The sequence below is a fragment of the Jeotgalicoccus sp. FSL K6-3177 genome (assembly GCF_038050175.1).
Classification (GTDB): domain Bacteria; phylum Bacillota; class Bacilli; order Staphylococcales; family Salinicoccaceae; genus Jeotgalicoccus; species Jeotgalicoccus nanhaiensis.
In genome coordinates this window covers 2,211,857-2,229,431 of record NZ_JBBOSK010000001.1, presented here as the reverse complement: position 1 = coordinate 2,229,431, position 17,575 = coordinate 2,211,857, and the positions used below count along the sequence as shown (strand labels likewise).

Below are 17,575 nucleotides of genomic sequence, written 5' to 3'. Positions count from 1 at the left end.
ATGGCAAAAGCAAAAGTATCATTTGAATGTATGGCCTGCGGCTATGAGACGCCGAAGTGGATGGGTAAATGCCCGAACTGCGGAGCATGGAACCAGCTTGAAGAAAAAATAGTGCATAAAGAATCTGCGCCGGGCCGCGGCACGCTGGGGAAGACACCCTCTGAAGACCGTTCCCGCGCGACTAAATTAACAACGATAAAAAAACAGGATACACCGAGGACGACAACGCGCTCCGGAGAATTCGACCGTGTGCTCGGCGGCGGTATCGTAAACGGCTCCCTCATTTTAATCGGCGGTGACCCCGGGATTGGGAAATCGACAATTTTACTGCAGACGGCATTGATTTTAGCTGAAAATCATAATGTGCTTTATGTTTCAGGAGAGGAATCACTTGAACAGATTAAAATGCGGGCAGACCGTATTACGGAGACATCATCGGATTTGACCGTTTTTTGCGAAACGAACTTATTATATATTCATGAAGAAATTAAAAGGTTAAAACCTGACTTTCTGATTATAGACTCGATTCAGACCGTGTTCCATCCGGATGTAACGAGCGCACCGGGCAGTGTTGCCCAGGTAAGAGAAAGCACGCAGTCGATTATGAACATTGCAAAAGGCAATAACATTGCGACCTTTATCGTTGGACATGTAACAAAAGACGGTCAGATTGCCGGGCCGAGACTGCTTGAGCACATGGTAGATACTGTGCTTTATTTCGAAGGAGATCAGCACCACACATACCGTATACTGCGCGCTGTTAAAAACCGTTTCGGTTCGACGAACGAAATGGGTATATTCGAAATGAAAGCAAAAGGTCTGGAAGAAGTGCTGAATCCATCGGAAATCTTTCTGGAAGAACGTTCCAAAAATGCTCCGGGGTCGGCAATCGTTGCAACGATGGAAGGGACGCGGGCAATGCTTGTTGAAGTGCAGTCTCTGGTCACGCCGACACACTTCCATAATCCGAGACGCATGGCGACCGGTGTAGATACAAACCGGCTGTCGCTCTTAATGGCAGTGCTTGAAAAATCGGAAGGGCTGCTGATGCAGCAGCATGACGCTTATATTAAAGTAGCGGGCGGAGTGAAACTCGATGAGCCTGCAGTAGATTTAAGCGTTATTATCAGTATCGCATCGAGCTTCCAGAATATAGCGGTGCGCGGGGACGACTGTTTCATCGGGGAAGTGGGACTAACCGGCGAAATAAGACGGGTTACCAAGATAGAACAGCGCCTGCAGGAAGCAGCCAAGCTCGGCTTCAAACGCGCGATTGTACCCGCATCTAATTTAAGCGGGGTGAATGTCCCCGAAGGAATTGAAGCAATCGGAGTTAAAACATTAAAACAGGCAATTAAACATGCACAGCACAAAGATTAAAAAGGAGGGATAATATGCTCAAATACTTACTGTATGTTGTTTATATACTGATCGGTATTTCATTAGGTGTATGGCTGTTTCCGGAACTGCAGATGCTTCTGCCGTTCGAAATGCCGAGGATATTTAATAACATACTGATCAGCGGCACGCTCGGTGTTTTTTTATTTTTCTTATTATTTGGCTGGACGCTGTCGCACGCACAAAATTTTTTGAAAAAAAGTGAAGGCTATCTGCTCTCAAGAAGTCTGGTTGAAATCGTTTTTGCCACGCTTGGAATGATGCTGGGACTCGTAATCGCTGTCTTAATCTCTCTTTTAATCAATACACTGGATATTCCATTGATAGGTGAAATCGTACCGATTATTTTTGCAGTAGTACTCGGATATTTAGGATTTATGATCGGGCTCCGAAAATTCAGCGAAGTGCTGGACTTCTTTCCGAAATCTTCGGGCAAGTCAAAAGCTGAAGGCAATCATGCAGCGCTGAAGAAGTTTATCGACACAAGTGTCATTATAGACGGACGGATTATTGATGTTGTGGAAACGGGTTTTCTGGAAGGCGAGATTATCATCCCGCAATTTGTGCTGGATGAGCTGCAGCTGATTGCGGACGCGACAGATCCTGTTAAGCGGGAAAAAGGCCAGCGGGGACTGGATATGCTTAATGCCCTGCAGGAGAAGAGCCGGAATGTCCGCATTGAGCCGGTGTCTTATGATAAACTCGATGTCGATCAGCAGCTGATTGATATTGCGAAAAAAGAAAAAGGTGCAATTTTAACGACGGATTACAACTTAAATAAAATATGCCAGCTGCACGACATCCCTGTTCTTAATGTCAATGAACTGAGCGGCGCAATTAAAACTGTCGTTGTGCAGGGTGATGTTTTCGAACTGTTTGTATCTAAAACCGGAAAAGAAGAAAATCAGGGTGTCGGATATCTTGAAGACGGTACGATGGTCGTTGTGGAACATGGAGAGAATTTAATTAATCAAATGGTATCCGTCATCGTGACGAGTGTGCTGCAGACGAATTCGGGACGAATCGTTTTTGCGAAACTGGAGAAAAATAAATGAAATATACAGTAATTATACCGGCCGCGGGCCTCGGGACCCGTATGGGCCTCGGATTTAATAAAGTACTGCTTGAAATTAACGGAGAGCCGGTAATTAAACATACGGTCAGACATTTTGAAGAAGACCCGGACTGCGAGGCGATTCACCTGGCAGTAAGAAGAGAAGAAACTGCTGTTATGAAGGAACTGTTCTCTGACTCTGATAAAGTGTCAGGTATTCACGCGGGTGGAGCGGAGCGGCAGGACAGCATATACAATGCGCTGGTCAATGTACGGAATGCAGATTACATCTTCGTACACGACGGTGCGAGGCCGTTTCTGACGAATGATGTGCTTTCAAGGCTGAAAAGAAAAGTCAAAGAGACCGGAGCGGCTATCTGCGGTGTGAAAACAAAAGACACGCTGAAACGTGTGGTTGACGGTAAAGTCAAAGAAACGCTCAGGCGGGATGAAGTGATTGCCGTACATACTCCGCAGGCATTTGACTGCAGTCTTCTAAAACAGGCGTATGAGCATGCGAGACAGAATAAGCTTGAAGTGACAGATGACTCGATGATGGTGGAAGCGCTGGGTAAAGAAGTCTATTTAGTCGAATCGACTTATGATAATATTAAAATAACGACAAGCGAAGATTTGCAGCTTGCGCATATGATTCTTAAAGGAAAGTAGTGAGATGATGAGGATCGGTCACGGTTATGATGTGCATGCATTTGATGCATCCCGTCCGCTGATTTTAGGCGGCATGGAAATCCCCCATGATTTTGGTTTAAAAGGGCACTCTGATGCGGATGTGCTGCTGCATACGATTACAGATTCAATACTGGGTGCACTTGCTCTTGGCGATATCGGGAAATTTTTCCCGGACACAGATGAAAAATTTAAAGATGCAGATTCTGGTGTCCTGCTCGGTGAAGTGGTTGCCATGATGTACGAAAAGGGTTATGAAATCGGCAATATCGATGCTGTGGTTATTGCTGAAAGGCCGAAATTAAGAGGATATATTGATGATATACGCGGAAATGTGGCTGCACTTTTGAAGACGGATATATCAAATGTTAATATTAAAGCGACAACATCGGAAAAATTAGGATTTACAGGCAGAGAAGAAGGCATCGCAAGTGAAGCGGTAGTCTTACTTAACAAACAGGAGGCAAAATAATGAGTAAAGTAAGAGTGAGATATGCACCGAGTCCGACTGGATTCCTGCACATAGGAAATGCGCGCGCAGCATTATTTAATTATTTATTCGCACGCCATCACGGCGGAGACTTTGTTATCCGTATAGAAGATACTGACAAATCAAGACACGTGGCCGAAGGTGAAGACTCTCAGCTTAACTACTTGAAGTGGCTCGGTATTGAATGGGATGAAAGTGTGGATGTCGGCGGAGACTACGGCCCTTACCGCCAGTCGGAGCGCGGAGATATTTACGCGCCGTACATTCAGCAGCTGCTGGATAATAACCTTGCCTACCGCTGCTACATGACTTCAGAAGAACTGGAAGCTGAAAGAGAAGAACAGCTGAAAAACGGCCAGACACCAATGTACGGCGGTAAGCATGCGAACTTAACAAGAGAACAGGAAGAGCAGTTCAAAGCTGAAGGCAGAGAACCTGCGATACGTATCCGCGTGCCCAAAGACAAAACTTATACGTTTAACGATATGGTTAAAGGTGATGTATCTTTTGACTCGAACGGTTTCGGCGACTGGGTAATCGTTAAAAAAGACGGAGTGCCGACTTACAATTTTGCGGTTGTTATCGATGACCACGAAATGGAAATCACCCACGTGCTCCGCGGAGACGACCATATTTCAAACACGCCGAAACAAATGATGGTTTACGAACTGCTCGATTTGCCGCTGCCGGAATTCGGCCACACAGCTTTAATTGTTAATGCGGAGAAGAAAAAACTGTCAAAACGCGATGCTTCAATTATTCAGTTTATCGAACAGTACGAAGAATTAGGCTATCTGCCGGATGCAATGTTTAACTTTATTGCGCTCCTCGGCTGGTCGCCTGAAGGTGAAGAGGAAATCTTTACGAAAGAAGAACTGATTGAGAACTTCGATGAAAATAGACTGTCGAAAGCATCTGCATTTTTCGATAATCAGAAATTAATGTGGATTAACAACCAGTATATGAAACAGAAAAACTCTGAAGAAATTTTTGAAATGGCGCTGCCGTTTCTGAAAGAAGCGGACAGAGTATCAGAAAATCCAGACGAAGCGGAACTCGACTGGGCGCGCAAGCTCGTTCAGCTGTATCAGCCGCAGATGAGTTACGCTGCGGAAATTACAAAACTGTCGGAACAATTCTTTAAAGATCATGTGGAATTTGATGAAGAAGCACAGGAAGTACTTGACCAGGAACATATTCCTGAACTCATGACGGCGCTCCACAAACATTTCACAGAACTTCAGGACTTTTCACCTGAAGGAATTAAAGCTGAAATCAAGGCTGTCCAAAAAGAGACAGGCATTAAAGGCAAGAAATTATTTATGCCGATCCGCGTGGCAGTAACAGGTGAAACAAAAGGACCAGAATTGCCGGATTCGATTTCATTAATCGGCAAAGAAGCAGTGCTCGAGCGCATTCAGCGTTTAATCTAAGCCGGACTGTTGAAATAACATCCGGTGTGCCGTATGATATAGGTGTTAAAAGTTAAGTATGCAAACCGCTGGACACAAAGAGATTATCCGTCTGCTGAAAAGGATAACAAAGCGTTTTGCAGAATTGCGCTTTTAATATTGAATGAATTGTATATTAAAAGTGACAAAGCAGAGTGGAACCGTGCGTAAGCGCCTCTGTCCGATTACCGGGCAGAGGCGTATTTTTATGATTTTAGGAGGACGAAGATGTTTCAGAGAGTGAAAGAAGATTTGGACATGGTACTGGCACTCGACCCGGCAGCGAAAAACCGTTTAGAAGTGTTTTTTACATATGCGGGTATTCACGCGGTATGGGCGCATCTGATTGCGCACTGGTTTTATAAAAAGAATTTTAAAGTAATAGCACGTGTGATTTCGCAGCTGAGCCGTTTTGTGACGGGCGCAGAAATTCATCCGGGCGCAAACATCGGCAGACGGCTGTTTATCGACCATGGTATGGGTGTAGTCATCGGCGAGACATGCAATATCGGCAATGATGTAACGATTTACCAAGGGGTAACACTTGGCGGAACGGGTAAAGAAGATCATAAGCGCCATCCGGATATCGACGATAATGTCCTGATTGCAGCAGGCGCGAAAGTGCTCGGGAATATCCGCGTCGGAGAATCATCGAACGTTGGAGCGAACTCTGTAGTTTTAAAAAATGTGCCGCCCCACTCGACAGTTGTCGGCATCCCAGGTCATATTGTAAAGCAGCACGGACAGCGTGTCAGAAAACATAATAATTTTGACCATCGGGATTTACCGGATCCGTTGTTTGAGAAACTGCTGGAACTTGAAAAAGAAATTAATAACTTCAGAAGAGAAGTTGGAAATGAGGTAAAAGATGGTTCGCATATATAATACAATTACAAGAAGGAAAGAAGATTTTAAGCCGCTTGAAGAAGGCAAAGTGAGCATGTATGTCTGCGGTCCCACTGTGTATAACTATATTCATATCGGCAATGCGCGTCCTGCGATTGCTTTTGATACAGTGCGCCGCTATTTGGAATATAAAGGATATGAAGTAAAATACGTATCAAACTTTACAGATGTAGACGATAAACTGATTAAAGCTTCGAAAGAACTGGGAGAAACTGTGCCGGAAATTGCCGAGCGCTTTATCGAAGCGTACTTTGAAGATACAGGCGCGCTCAATGTGAAGAAAGCAGATGTGCACCCGAGGGTAATGGACCATATGCCGGATATAGTTGAATTTATTAAAGTGCTGATCGATAAAGGTCATGCTTATGAATCGGCAGGAGATGTGTATTTTAAGACACGTTCATTTGACGGTTACGGCAAACTGTCCCAGCAGTCAGTGGATGATTTGAAGGTAGGTGCGCGCATCGATGCCGGAGAGAAGAAACAGGACCCTCTGGATTTCGCTTTATGGAAAGAGGCGAAGGATGGAGAAATCAACTGGGAATCTCCGTGGGGGAACGGGCGTCCGGGCTGGCATATCGAGTGCAGCGTAATGGTGCGTGAGCATCTAGGCGACACAATCGACATTCACGCGGGCGGACAGGATTTAACCTTCCCGCATCATGAAAATGAGATTGCCCAGAGTGAGTGCATGACGGACGAAACATTCGCAAACTACTGGATGCACAACGGCTATATCAATATCGATAATACAAAAATGTCGAAATCACTCGGTAATTTTATATTGGTGCACGATATTATTAAAGAAATCGAGCCGAACGTTCTCCGCTACTTTATGATCAGCGTTCACTACCGGAATCCGATTAATTATAACCGCGAGCTTGTGGATGCAGCGCGCAACAGTCTGATGCGCATCCAGGACAGCTATCATCAGGCAGCTGAACGTGCGGAGAAAGCAGTCGGTACGGAAGCCGATGAGAAAGTGCTCCTTGCAATCGATGATAACCTTAAGCAGTTTGAAGCGTTTATGGATGATGATTTCAATACGGCGAATGCTATTACGGCCTGGCACGAACTGACGGGCGAACTGAACAAATATCTGCGCCAGCCGTCGACATCAAAAGAAGTGCTTCAGAAATTTATGAAGGTGTTCGAAACATATTCTGAAATTCTCGGTGTAAGTCTCGACAGAAAAGAACTGCTTTTGGACGAAGAAATTGAAACACTGATTGAAGAGCGGGAAGCAGCCCGGAAAAACAAAGATTTTGCACGGGCAGATGAAATCCGCGACAGTTTAAAAGCTGAAGGCATAGTTTTAGAAGACACGAAAGACGGCGTGAGGTTTAAGCGTGGATAATTTTAAGATCGACGCAGTGCCGTCGCTGTCGCTCGCATTTTTAGGAGATGCAGTTTATGCCGTGCATATCCGCGAGCATTTAATAAGAAATAAACCTTATTTAAAACCCGATGCCCTGCACCGGGAAGCGAATAAGCTTGTCAGTGCGCGTGCGCAGGCAGATGCACTGCACTTTTTGAGACGGACGGGAGTGCTGAGTGAAGAAGAATGGGATATTGCCAGAAAAGCACGCAATAAATCGAGTGCGACACGGGCGAAAAACGCTTCGATTAAAGAATACCGGAACGCTTCAGGGCTGGAAGCACTGATTGGCCATCTCGCACTGGCGGAGAATGAACAGCGGATTACAGAGCTGATGGCTCATATTATTAAAAACGGGAGTGAAGGACAATGAGCAGTTCGGTTATAGCAGGACGTCACGCAGTGAAAGAGCTGCTGCGTTCGGACAGCGATATCAATAAGATTTATATGCAGGATACTGTAAACAAAAGCCAGCTGAAAGAAATTCTGGACCTGGCGAAAGAAAAGCGTGTCGTCGTCTCGGCGGTGCCGAAAAATAAAATAGACGGACTGACGGATGAACGGCACCAGGGTATCGTTGCACTCGTCAGTGCCCATGAGTATATGCCGCTTGAAGAACTGCTGGAAAAAATTGAAGGTAAAAATGCTAATATTATTATTCTTGATGGTCTGGAAGATCCTCATAATCTCGGTTCAATTTTAAGGACTTGCGATGCAGCAGGTTTTGATGGGGTCATTATTCCGAAACGCCGTTCGGTGCAGCTGACGGATACAGTAGCGAAAACATCGACCGGGGCAATAGAGTATGTGCCGGTTGTCAGGGTGACAAACATCAACCAGACAATCGATAAGCTGAAGGAAAACAACTTCTGGGTCATCGGCAGCGACGGCACCGGGAAGCTTGATTACCGCGAGATGAATGCGAAGACCGGCAGCAATGCGCTCGTAGTCGGCAGCGAAGGTGAAGGCATCAGTAAAAAAACTTTGGAAAAATGCGATTTCACAGTTAAGATACCGATGGCCGGAGAAATTACGAGCCTGAATGCTTCGGTTTCTGCGGCTTTGCTGATGTACGAAGTTTACCGTCAGCAGAATCCGCCTGGACGTGATTAATCATGCGCAAAAAACGGCGTCTGCTGGTGGTTGACGGCTATAATTTAATTGGTGCGAACTCCGAGTTATTTGCAGAATCTAAAATTTCTCTCCAGCTGGCAAGAGAAGAAGTATTGAAAGCGCTGAGCGAGTATCAAGCGCTTCAGAATTATGAAATTATCTGTGTTTTTGATGCTTATGAAGTGAAAAATCAGGAAGCGGTTATCGATTACTACGGTATCACGGTGATTTATACGAAAGAGAAGGAAACGGCGGATGAATATATAGAGCGTTTTGTGTACGATAACTATCACCCCCACCTCTGCGATATCAGTGTTGTAACGAGTGATCTGACAGAACAGAATGCCATTTTTGCCTATGGCGCTTACCGGATTCCTTCCAGAGAGATGTGGATGAACCTGGCGGAAGCCGGTAAAAATATCAGTTCCCATATCGAGACAATAAATGAAAAACTGCCGAGAACAAAACTTGATATCAGCGACGAAGTGCTTGCGAAAATGGAAAAACTGCGGCGCGGAGAGAATTGACGGCTTGAAGGGCCGCCCGGAACCTCATATATTAGAAGTAATATAAAAGGAGGCGGGCGGATGTATTTCATAAAGTCATTGTATATTTACATTAAAGAAGAGCAGCCGGCTGTTTACGGCGGAGATAAATTATTAGATGCTTATGCACTGCAGGTAAAAGCTGGCGAATTCCACTTTTTTGATAACATCGACCATCATCTCCGTCCGGTAATCAGACGGATGACTTTCAAGTATGATATGAATGAACACGACCGGGAAGATTTAATTCAGGAAATGGTGTTCAGCGCACTGATTTTATGTTTGAAATACGACTTTGCAAAAGGGCATTACAAGCATTATGTTCTCCGCTCTATCAGGCTGAAGATGTACGATTATATTCACCGGCTCAAGGTCTGGCATCAGGTTGAACTCAATCCTGACGAAATTCTGCTGCTGGAACATCAGCACGCTCTGCCGCATATCATGCTGAAAGAAACTCAGGCAGAGTATGCGGGAGCGGCCGGCAATTTATCGAATTATGAAAAGCGGGCTTTGAAATTATTTCTCGACGGCTGCACAATAGAAGATATCGCAGATATATTTAACAAGGAACCGGAGTCTGTCATCAATACGTTTTACAGGATTAAAATCAAATTCAACTCAGTTGAAGATTTACACACTGTTGTTGACAATGACACCCTGAACCGATATAGTATATTAGAATTGAAATGAGGATTTTAAGATGAAAATTGCTCTTATATGCAGCAGCTGCGGCTCGCGGAACTATTCACTGAACAAGCCGGTTCACAACGAAAGACTCGTCATGAAAAAACACTGTCCAAAATGCAATAAGCATACAACGCATAAAAGTTCTATATAATTCAGGGGGAACGGTTGATGAATAATAATAAAAACTTCTTCCAAAATGTTGTTAGCGAGATGAAGAAAGTCAGCTGGCCGACAGGGCAAGAAGTAGTCCGTTATACAACGACAGTAGTAGTTACTGTAGTATTTTTTCTGGCATTTTTCTACGTGCTGGATATCGGCATCACAGCACTAATTGATCTTATGTAATTTTAAAGGAGCGGTAAAATGTCTCTAGACAAGCATTGGTATGCAGTACATACCTATTCAGGCTATGAAAACAAAGTAAAGGCAAACCTAGAGGCGCGCCTTGAATCGATGAATATGCAGGATTTAATTTTCCGCGTAGTCATCCCTGAAGAAGAGGAAACAACGATTAAAGACGGGAAAAAGAAAACGGCAATGAAAAAAACATTTCCGGGCTATGTACTCGTCGAACTGATTATGACAGATGAATCTTGGTACGTCGTCCGCAATACGCCGGGTGTTACCGGATTTGTCGGCTCGCAGGGTGCGGGCAGCAAACCGAATCCTCTCTTGCCGGATGAAGTTAAATTTATCCTGCGTCAGATGGGTATGTCGGAAAAAATTGTTGATGTTGAAGTCGCTGTCGGCGAATCAATCAATATTATCGCGGGTCCATTTAACAATCAGAGCGGTGTAATCGAATCGATTGATGAGGAGCGTTACAAGCTTACCGTCCTCGTTGAAATGTTTGGACGCGAAACGCCTGTTGAAGTTGAATTCGATCAAATCGAGAAACTTTAAATTTTTAATTGAAATATGTAACTAATATATGCTATACTTTCATGGTCGCAAATTTGCGACCATCTTTATTTATGTATACAGATGAAGAGTGGGAGGATGAAATCTAAACATCCTGTGACCACATCACGATTATGAGGAGGTGCAACATCGTGGCTAAAAAAGTTATTAATGTTGTGAAATTGCAAATTCCTGCAGGTAAGGCGAACCCGGCACCACCGGTAGGTCCGGCCCTAGGTCAGGCAGGCGTAAACATCATGGGATTCTGTAAAGAATTCAACGCGCGTACACAAGAGCAGGCAGGTCTTATTATTCCTGTTGAGATCTCAGTATTTGAAGATCGCTCATTCACATTTATTACAAAAACTCCACCGGCAGCTGTTCTTCTTAAGAAAGCGGCTAACACTGAGAAGGGTTCTGGCGAACCTAACAAAAACAAGGTGGCAACTGTTACAGCGGATCAGGTTCGTGAGATCGCTGAAACGAAAATGGAAGACTTAAACGCAGCATCAGTAGACGCAGCGGTTAAAATGGTTGAAGGTACAGCTCGAAGCATGGGCTTCACTGTCGAAAAATAAATTAAGTATTAATACGGTCGTGGGAGGATTAACCCCGCTATAACCACAAGGAGGAATAGATATGGCTAAGAGAGGTAAAAAGTATCAAGCTGCTCTAGAGAAGTTTGATCAAAACTCTGTCTTCTCAATTGAAGAAGCAATTAAACTTGCTAAAGAAACGCATGTTGCCAACTTTGACGCTTCAGTTGAAGTAGCATTCCGTCTAGGTATTGATACGCGTAAAAATGATCAGCAGATCCGTGGTGCACTAGTGCTGCCGCACGGTACTGGTAAGTCACAGCGTGTATTAGTATTTGCTAAAGGCGATAAAGCTAAAGAAGCAGAAGCAGCTGGCGCAGATTACGTTGGCGAAGCAGAATTGGCACAGAAAATTAATGGTGGATGGTTCGATTTCGATGTTATCGTTGCAACGCCGGACATGATGGGTGAAGTTGGTAAACTGGGCCGCGTACTTGGGCCTAAAGGACTAATGCCGAACCCTAAAACTGGTACAGTAACTATGGACGTAACGAAAGCGGTTCAGGAAATCAAAGCTGGTAAAGTTGAATACCGCGCTGAAAAAGCAGGTATTGTACACGTTGGGATCGGTAAAGTTTCATTTAGCGAAGAACAGCTGGTAGAAAACTTTAAAGCGATTCACGATGCACTGGAAAAAGCTAAACCGGCATCATCTAAAGGTGTTTACTTCAAATCAGTTACAGTATCAAGCACGATGGGCCCTGGAATTACAGTTGATCCAAGCGTAGTAAGAACTGTCTAAAATAATCATTGACAAGTGTAGATATATCAGTTATATTTACACTTGTAAATTTAAAAATTACCTAAGACAGCAGGAGCTGAACATAACAGCTTAATAACTATCCTGCCGAGGCAAATAAAAATGACTTGAATGATATTCATATAAATTCAAGCACTTTTTGCCGCCGGTAAAAGGTGCTTTTTTATTTGCACCAGAAAAAATAATGGAGGTGTAACTACATGTCAAACGTGATTGAACAAAAACAACAGCACGTTGAAGTGATTTCAGAACAGCTGAAAAACTCTGTATCTACTGTATTAGTAGACTACCGCGGTCTAACAGTATCTGAAGTAACTGAACTGCGTAAGCAATTGCGCGATGCTGGGATTGAATTCAAAGTTTACAAAAACACGATGGTTCGCCGTGCTGCGGATTCTGTCGGCTTATCTGAGCTGAACGAATTCTTAGTAGGCCCTAGTGCAATCGCATTTTCTAACGAAGATGTTATCGCGCCAGCTAAAATCATCCACGAATTTGCTAAAAAACACGAAGCTTTAGAAATTAAAGCAGGTGTCATCGAAGGTAGTTTCGTACCGGTCGAAGATGTTAAATCAATTGCATCTCTGCCATCAAGAGACGGATTGCTTTCTATGCTGTTATCAGTATTACAAGCGCCAGTACGCAACTTCGCATATGCAGTTAAAGCTATCGGTGAAGAGAAAGAACAGGAAAACGGCGAAGCTTAATAACGGGCGCGCTGAAAACAATTATAAAATGGAGGAATATTATTATGGCTAACAATGAACAAATCATTGAAAGTATTAAAGAAATGTCAGTTTTAGAATTAAACGACTTAGTAAAAGCAATTGAAGAAGAATTCGGCGTAACAGCTGCTGCTCCTGTAGCTGCTGCAGGTGGCGGAGAAGCTGCTGCTGCTGAAGAACAAACTGAATTTGATGTAGAACTTACAGATGCAGGTTCTTCTAAGATTAAAGTAATCAAAGTAGTTCGCGAAGCTACTGGTCTTGGTCTTAAAGACGCTAAAGAGTTAGTTGACGGCGCTCCTAAAGTCATCAAAGAAGGTCTTTCTAAAGAAGACGCTGAAGCTCTTAAAGCTCAACTTGAAGAAGTTGGCGCTGGCGTAGAAGTTAAGTAAGCTATATAATTTTTGACAGAAAAAGTTCCCGTAAACATAAGTTTATCGGGGACTTTTTTAGTTACTTTCAGCAACTGGGGGAGATTGTGTGTCTCACTATTACACTACGGATGACACGCCGCACGAATTCAGCGAAATAAAATTCAGTTTCAACGATCATATCTACCGTTTTAAAACAGATCGCGGTGTATTTTCTAAAAATCAGATTGATTATGGTACTGAAGTGCTGATTAAAACTGTATTTTCGGATTTTGAAGGCGGCGGTAAGTTTATTGACATGGGCGCAGGCTACGGACCGATCGGTACGGTGCTCGGCAAAGAACTTGGACTGAAACCGGTAATGGTAGAAGTTAACGAGGATGCAATACAATTATCTATTGAAAATACCCGCCGGGAAAAAGTGGATGCCGAGATTCTAAACCGGAGCAGTTATGACGTTTCAGATTTAAATGCATCTCTGTACGTTACGAATCCGCCATTTAGAGCAGGCAAGGATACGGTACTCGAAATTCTGGATGACGGTTATCGGCGCCTGGAAGAAAAAGGCTGCTTTTATATGGTTGTACAGAAAAAACAGGGCATGCCTTCTTATAAAAAGTATTTAAAATCTCTGTTTGGAAATGTTGAAATTGCAACAAAAGATAAAGGTTATTACATCTTAAAAAGCACTAAATAAAAAGAAATTATATATTTGACTTGACAAATTGTATATGTTATTCTTATAGAATGTTAAATTAATATCAATAAGTATGTACTTTTCTGTGCAGCTGTTGAATGGAACATTTTGTATAAGTGTCCAGTTTAATAGGAAATGGGGTTGAATACGATTCCGTTTTCTTTTTGTCTTTTGAACTGTTCGGCTCTTAAATGTCCATTATAGTTTACGCAAATATTATTAGGGGTGAATCTGTCGATGAGTCAATTGATTCAGTATGGAAGACATGCACAACGTAGAAGTTATGCGCGTATCGAAGAGAAGTTAGAATTACCTAACTTAATTGAGATTCAGACGAAATCGTACGAGTGGTTTTTAGAAACCGGTCTAATCGAAATGTTTAAAGATATTTCTCCGGTAGAAGATTTTACTGGGAATATGTCTTTGGAATTTGTAGATTATAAACTCGGCGAACCGAAGTATAACGAGGAAGAAGCGAAAGATCACGATTCTACTTATTCAGCACCGCTGAGAGTGAAAGTTCGCTTAGTCATCAAAGAAACCGGCGAAGTTAAAGAGCAGGATGTATTTATGGGAGATTTCCCATTGATGACGGATACAGGGACTTTTATTATTAATGGTGCCGAGCGTGTAATCGTTTCGCAATTAGTAAGAAGCCCGTCTGTATATTTCTCTGAGAAGTTCGACAAAAATGGTAAATTGAACTTCGGAGCAACAGTCATCCCTAACCGTGGCGCATGGTTGGAATATGAAATCGACGCAAAAGATGTCGTATATGTAAGAATTGACCGCACGCGCAAATTGCCGATTACGGTATTATTACGTGCGTTAGGTTTTGCAACTGACGAAGAAATCATCAATCTTCTCGGCGATAACGAATACCTTCGCAATACGCTCGAGAAAGATGCGACAGAAACAGTCGACCAGGCCCTGTTAGAAATCTATGAAAGATTGCGTCCAGGCGAACCGCCAACAGTAGAAAACGCACGTAATTTATTATATTCGAGATTCTTTGATCCGAAACGTTACGACCTTGCAAATGTCGGACGTTATAAGATGAATAAAAAACTTCATCTGCAAAACCGTCTCTTCAACCAAGTGCTTACAGAACCGGTTGTCGACTCAGAGACAGGTGAAATTATTGCTGAAGCAGGCTCAACTATCGATCGCCGTACACTGGACTCGATTATGGAGCAGCTTGAAACAACTGCAAACCTGAAAACTTATCACCTTGAACAGGGTCTCTTAGACGAGCCTGTTGAAATTCAATCGGTGAAAGTCAAATCACGCAACAATGAAGAGCATTCAACGACAGTAATCGGCAACGCCTTCCCTGATGTGGAAGTTAAATCAATCACGCCTTCAGATATTATTTCTTCAATGAGTTATTTCTTTAATTTATTGGAAGGTGTCGGATTCACAGATGATATTGACCATCTCGGTAACCGTCGTCTGCGTTCAGTCGGTGAATTGCTGCAAAACCAATTCCGTATCGGTGTTTCCCGTATGGAACGTGTTGTACGTGAAAGAATGTCTATTCAAGATACTGAAACGGTAACGCCTCAGCAGCTGATTAACATTCGTCCGGTAATTGCATCTATTAAAGAGTTCTTCGGAAGCTCGCAGTTATCACAATTTATGGACCAGACAAACCCGCTTGCGGAACTGACGCACAAACGCCGTCTGTCTGCCTTAGGACCCGGCGGTCTGACTCGTGAACGCGCCGGCATGGAAGTGCGTGACGTTCACTACTCTCACTACGGACGTATGTGTCCGATTGAAACTCCGGAGGGGCCGAACATCGGTCTAATTAACACGCTGTCAAGTTATGCACGCGTTAATGATTTCGGATTTATCGAAACACCGTACAGAAGAGTTGATCCTGAAACGAATAAAGTAACGAATAAAATCGATTACTTAACAGCTGATGAAGAAGACAGCTATGTCGTTGCGCAGGCGAATGCTGTTCTCGATGAAGACGGCTCATTCCTCGATGAGGAAGTTATCTGCCGTTTCCGCGGAAACAACACGCAGATGCAGCGGGACCGTATGGACTACATGGACGTATCGCCTAAGCAGGTAGTATCTGCCGCGACTGCTTGTATTCCATTCCTTGAGAATGATGACTCTAACCGTGCACTTATGGGTGCGAACATGCAGCGTCAGGCAGTTCCATTATTAAATCCTGAATCGCCGTTTATCGGTACAGGTATGGAACACGTGTCTGCCCGCGACTCAGGTGCTGCTGTAGTTTCACGCTACAGAGGGCGCGTTGAACATGTTGAAGCAAAAGAAATTCACGTCCGCCGTATCGAAGATAAGAACGGTAAAGACGTAGAAACAGAAAAAGATATTTACAGAATGTCTAAATTCGTGCGTTCAAACGCAGGAACATGCTATAACCAGAAACCGATAATTACTGAAGGCGACATCGTTGAAAAAGGTGAAATACTTGCCGATGGACCTTCCATGGACAACGGTGAAATGGCTCTTGGACGCAACCTTGTTGTCGGCTTTATGACGTGGGATGGTTATAACTATGAGGATGCTGTAATTATGAGTGAGCGTCTTGTGAAACAGGATGTATACACTTCAATTCATATTGAAGAATACGAATCTGAATCAAGAGACACAAAACTCGGACCTGAAGAAATTACACGCGACATTCCAAACGTATCGGACAGCGCGCTTAAAAAACTGGACGATCGCGGAATTGTGCACATCGGTGCTGAAGTTATCGACGGTGATATTCTCGTCGGTAAAGTAACGCCTAAAGGTGTGACTGAATTAACTGCAGAAGAACGTTTACTGCATGCAATCTTCGGTGAAAAAGCGCGTGAAGTCAGAGATACTTCACTGCGTGTACCTCACGGTGCAGGCGGAATCGTGCTTGATGTTAAAGTCTTCAACCGTGAAGACGGCGACGAATTATCACCTGGTGTGAACCAGCTCGTTCGTGTTTATATCGTTCAGAAGAGAAAAATTTCTGAAGGAGATAAAATGTGCGGACGTCACGGTAACAAAGGTGTTATTTCGAAAATTTTACCTGAAGAAGATATGCCTTATATGCCTGACGGCACGCCAATTGATATCATGCTTAACCCGCTCGGTGTCCCATCCCGTATGAACATTGGTCAGGTTCTTGAACTGCACCTCGGTATGGCGGCGCGTGCAATGGGCTTAAGAATGGCATCTCCGGTATTTGACGGAGCGAACGAAGATGATGTATGGACTACGATGGAAGAAGCAGGACTTGCACGCGACGGTAAGACGGTACTTTACGACGGACGCACAGGCGAACCGTTTGAAAACCGTATTTCTGTTGGTGTGATGTACATGCTTAAACTTGCGCACATGGTTGACGATAAACTGCATGCAAGAAGTACCGGACCTTACTCATTAGTAACGCAGCAGCCACTGGGCGGTAAAGCGCAGTTCGGCGGACAGCGTTTCGGTGAGATGGAAGTTTGGGCGCTTGAAGCATACGGTGCCGCATACACATTACAGGAAATTCTGACAGTTAAATCCGATGATACAGTCGGACGTGTGAAAACATATGAAGCAATTGTTAAAGGTGAAAACCTGCCGAAACCGGGCGTTCCGGAATCATTCAGAGTATTGATGAAAGAACTTCAGAGTCTGGGTCTCGATGTAAGTATCATGGATGAAAACGACGAAGAAATTGAATTGCGCGATACAGAAGATGACGAGATGGAAAGCCAACCGACTCAATCGGACAAGGTAACTGCTTCAGCTGAAAATGAAAATGTTACTGAGTAATGTGCTGAGCTTCGAGAAAACTTTAGGGAGGAAA

Annotated in this window: 20 protein-coding genes and 1 other annotated feature; all 20 genes read left to right on the top strand. The window is 43.8% G+C overall.

The features are described from left to right. The 20 genes from radA to rpoB all read left to right on the top strand — a co-directional run bounded on the left by radA (position 1) and on the right by rpoB (position 17,541). Complete coding sequence (gene radA / locus MHH58_RS11385) at positions 1–1,380, top strand: DNA repair protein RadA (RefSeq protein ID WP_135099104.1); 1,380 nt, start codon at positions 1–3, stop codon at positions 1,378–1,380. A 14-nt stretch (positions 1,381–1,394) separates the two neighbouring features. Then, complete coding sequence (locus MHH58_RS11380) at positions 1,395–2,453, top strand: PIN/TRAM domain-containing protein (protein ID WP_341345943.1); 1,059 nt, start codon at positions 1,395–1,397, stop codon at positions 2,451–2,453. Next, complete coding sequence (gene ispD / locus MHH58_RS11375; RefSeq protein WP_135099100.1) at positions 2,450–3,121, top strand: 2-C-methyl-D-erythritol 4-phosphate cytidylyltransferase; 672 nt, start codon at positions 2,450–2,452, stop codon at positions 3,119–3,121. Before MHH58_RS11380 ends, ispD begins: the two co-directional genes overlap by 4 nt. Before the next feature lie 4 nt (positions 3,122–3,125). Continuing rightward, positions 3,126–3,611, top strand: coding sequence for a 2-C-methyl-D-erythritol 2,4-cyclodiphosphate synthase (gene ispF, locus MHH58_RS11370; RefSeq protein ID WP_194194260.1), 486 nt, complete (start codon positions 3,126–3,128; stop codon positions 3,609–3,611). Next, positions 3,608–5,062, top strand: a complete 1,455-nt coding sequence (gltX, locus tag MHH58_RS11365) for a glutamate--tRNA ligase (RefSeq protein ID WP_167753411.1) — start codon at positions 3,608–3,610, stop codon at positions 5,060–5,062. The genes ispF and gltX overlap by 4 nt, the downstream gene beginning before the upstream one ends. Positions 5,063–5,308: 246 nt before the next feature. Continuing rightward, on the top strand, positions 5,309–5,965 hold the full coding sequence (gene cysE, locus MHH58_RS11360) for a serine O-acetyltransferase (protein ID WP_341345942.1): 657 nt from the start codon (positions 5,309–5,311) through the stop codon (positions 5,963–5,965). Next, complete coding sequence (gene cysS, locus MHH58_RS11355; RefSeq protein ID WP_341345941.1) at positions 5,949–7,343, top strand: cysteine--tRNA ligase; 1,395 nt, start codon at positions 5,949–5,951, stop codon at positions 7,341–7,343. The genes cysE and cysS overlap by 17 nt, the downstream gene beginning before the upstream one ends. Continuing rightward, a complete protein-coding gene (locus MHH58_RS11350) occupies positions 7,336–7,737 on the top strand; it encodes a Mini-ribonuclease 3 (RefSeq protein ID WP_135099094.1) in 402 nt (133 codons plus the stop codon). The genes cysS and MHH58_RS11350 overlap by 8 nt, the downstream gene beginning before the upstream one ends. Next, positions 7,734–8,477, top strand: a complete 744-nt coding sequence (rlmB, locus tag MHH58_RS11345) for a 23S rRNA (guanosine(2251)-2'-O)-methyltransferase RlmB (RefSeq protein WP_135099092.1) — start codon at positions 7,734–7,736, stop codon at positions 8,475–8,477. The genes MHH58_RS11350 and rlmB overlap by 4 nt, the downstream gene beginning before the upstream one ends. 2 nt (positions 8,478–8,479) lie before the next feature. Then, on the top strand, positions 8,480–9,004 hold the full coding sequence (locus MHH58_RS11340; protein WP_135099090.1) for an NYN domain-containing protein: 525 nt from the start codon (positions 8,480–8,482) through the stop codon (positions 9,002–9,004). A gap of 60 nt (positions 9,005–9,064) precedes the next feature. Next, positions 9,065–9,715, top strand: a complete 651-nt coding sequence (locus tag MHH58_RS11335; RefSeq protein WP_341345940.1) for a sigma-70 family RNA polymerase sigma factor — start codon at positions 9,065–9,067, stop codon at positions 9,713–9,715. A 10-nt stretch (positions 9,716–9,725) separates the two neighbouring features. Continuing rightward, positions 9,726–9,863: a 50S ribosomal protein L33 gene (gene rpmG, locus MHH58_RS11330; RefSeq protein ID WP_115885265.1), complete on the top strand. Its 138-nt coding sequence runs from the start codon at positions 9,726–9,728 to the stop codon at positions 9,861–9,863. A 17-nt stretch (positions 9,864–9,880) separates the two neighbouring features. After that, complete coding sequence (secE, locus tag MHH58_RS11325) at positions 9,881–10,057, top strand: preprotein translocase subunit SecE (protein WP_115885264.1); 177 nt, start codon at positions 9,881–9,883, stop codon at positions 10,055–10,057. 18 nt (positions 10,058–10,075) lie between these two features. Next, positions 10,076–10,615, top strand: a complete 540-nt coding sequence (gene nusG / locus MHH58_RS11320) for a transcription termination/antitermination protein NusG (protein ID WP_341345939.1) — start codon at positions 10,076–10,078, stop codon at positions 10,613–10,615. Positions 10,616–10,764: 149 nt separating this feature from the next. Beyond that, the gene (gene rplK / locus MHH58_RS11315) at positions 10,765–11,190 is read left to right on the top strand and encodes a 50S ribosomal protein L11 (protein ID WP_115885262.1); all 426 of its coding nucleotides are present in this window, start codon (positions 10,765–10,767) and stop codon (positions 11,188–11,190) included. A gap of 61 nt (positions 11,191–11,251) precedes the next feature. Continuing rightward, on the top strand, positions 11,252–11,950 hold the full coding sequence (gene rplA, locus MHH58_RS11310; RefSeq protein WP_341345938.1) for a 50S ribosomal protein L1: 699 nt from the start codon (positions 11,252–11,254) through the stop codon (positions 11,948–11,950). A gap of 42 nt (positions 11,951–11,992) precedes the next feature. Then, positions 11,993–12,142 (top strand) — a sequence feature (ribosomal protein L10 leader region). Between the two features lie 26 nt (positions 12,143–12,168). After that, positions 12,169–12,675, top strand: a complete 507-nt coding sequence (gene rplJ / locus MHH58_RS11305) for a 50S ribosomal protein L10 (RefSeq protein WP_135099086.1) — start codon at positions 12,169–12,171, stop codon at positions 12,673–12,675. A 44-nt stretch (positions 12,676–12,719) separates the two neighbouring features. Next, positions 12,720–13,085, top strand: coding sequence for a 50S ribosomal protein L7/L12 (gene rplL / locus MHH58_RS11300; RefSeq protein WP_115885259.1), 366 nt, complete (start codon positions 12,720–12,722; stop codon positions 13,083–13,085). Positions 13,086–13,173: 88 nt separating this feature from the next. Continuing rightward, on the top strand, positions 13,174–13,761 hold the full coding sequence (locus MHH58_RS11295; RefSeq protein WP_341345937.1) for a class I SAM-dependent methyltransferase: 588 nt from the start codon (positions 13,174–13,176) through the stop codon (positions 13,759–13,761). Positions 13,762–13,998: 237 nt separating this feature from the next. Continuing rightward, entirely contained in the window at positions 13,999–17,541 is a 3,543-nt protein-coding gene (gene rpoB / locus MHH58_RS11290; RefSeq protein ID WP_135099082.1) for a DNA-directed RNA polymerase subunit beta, read from the top strand. The last annotated feature ends 34 nt before the right edge of the window (positions 17,542–17,575 follow it).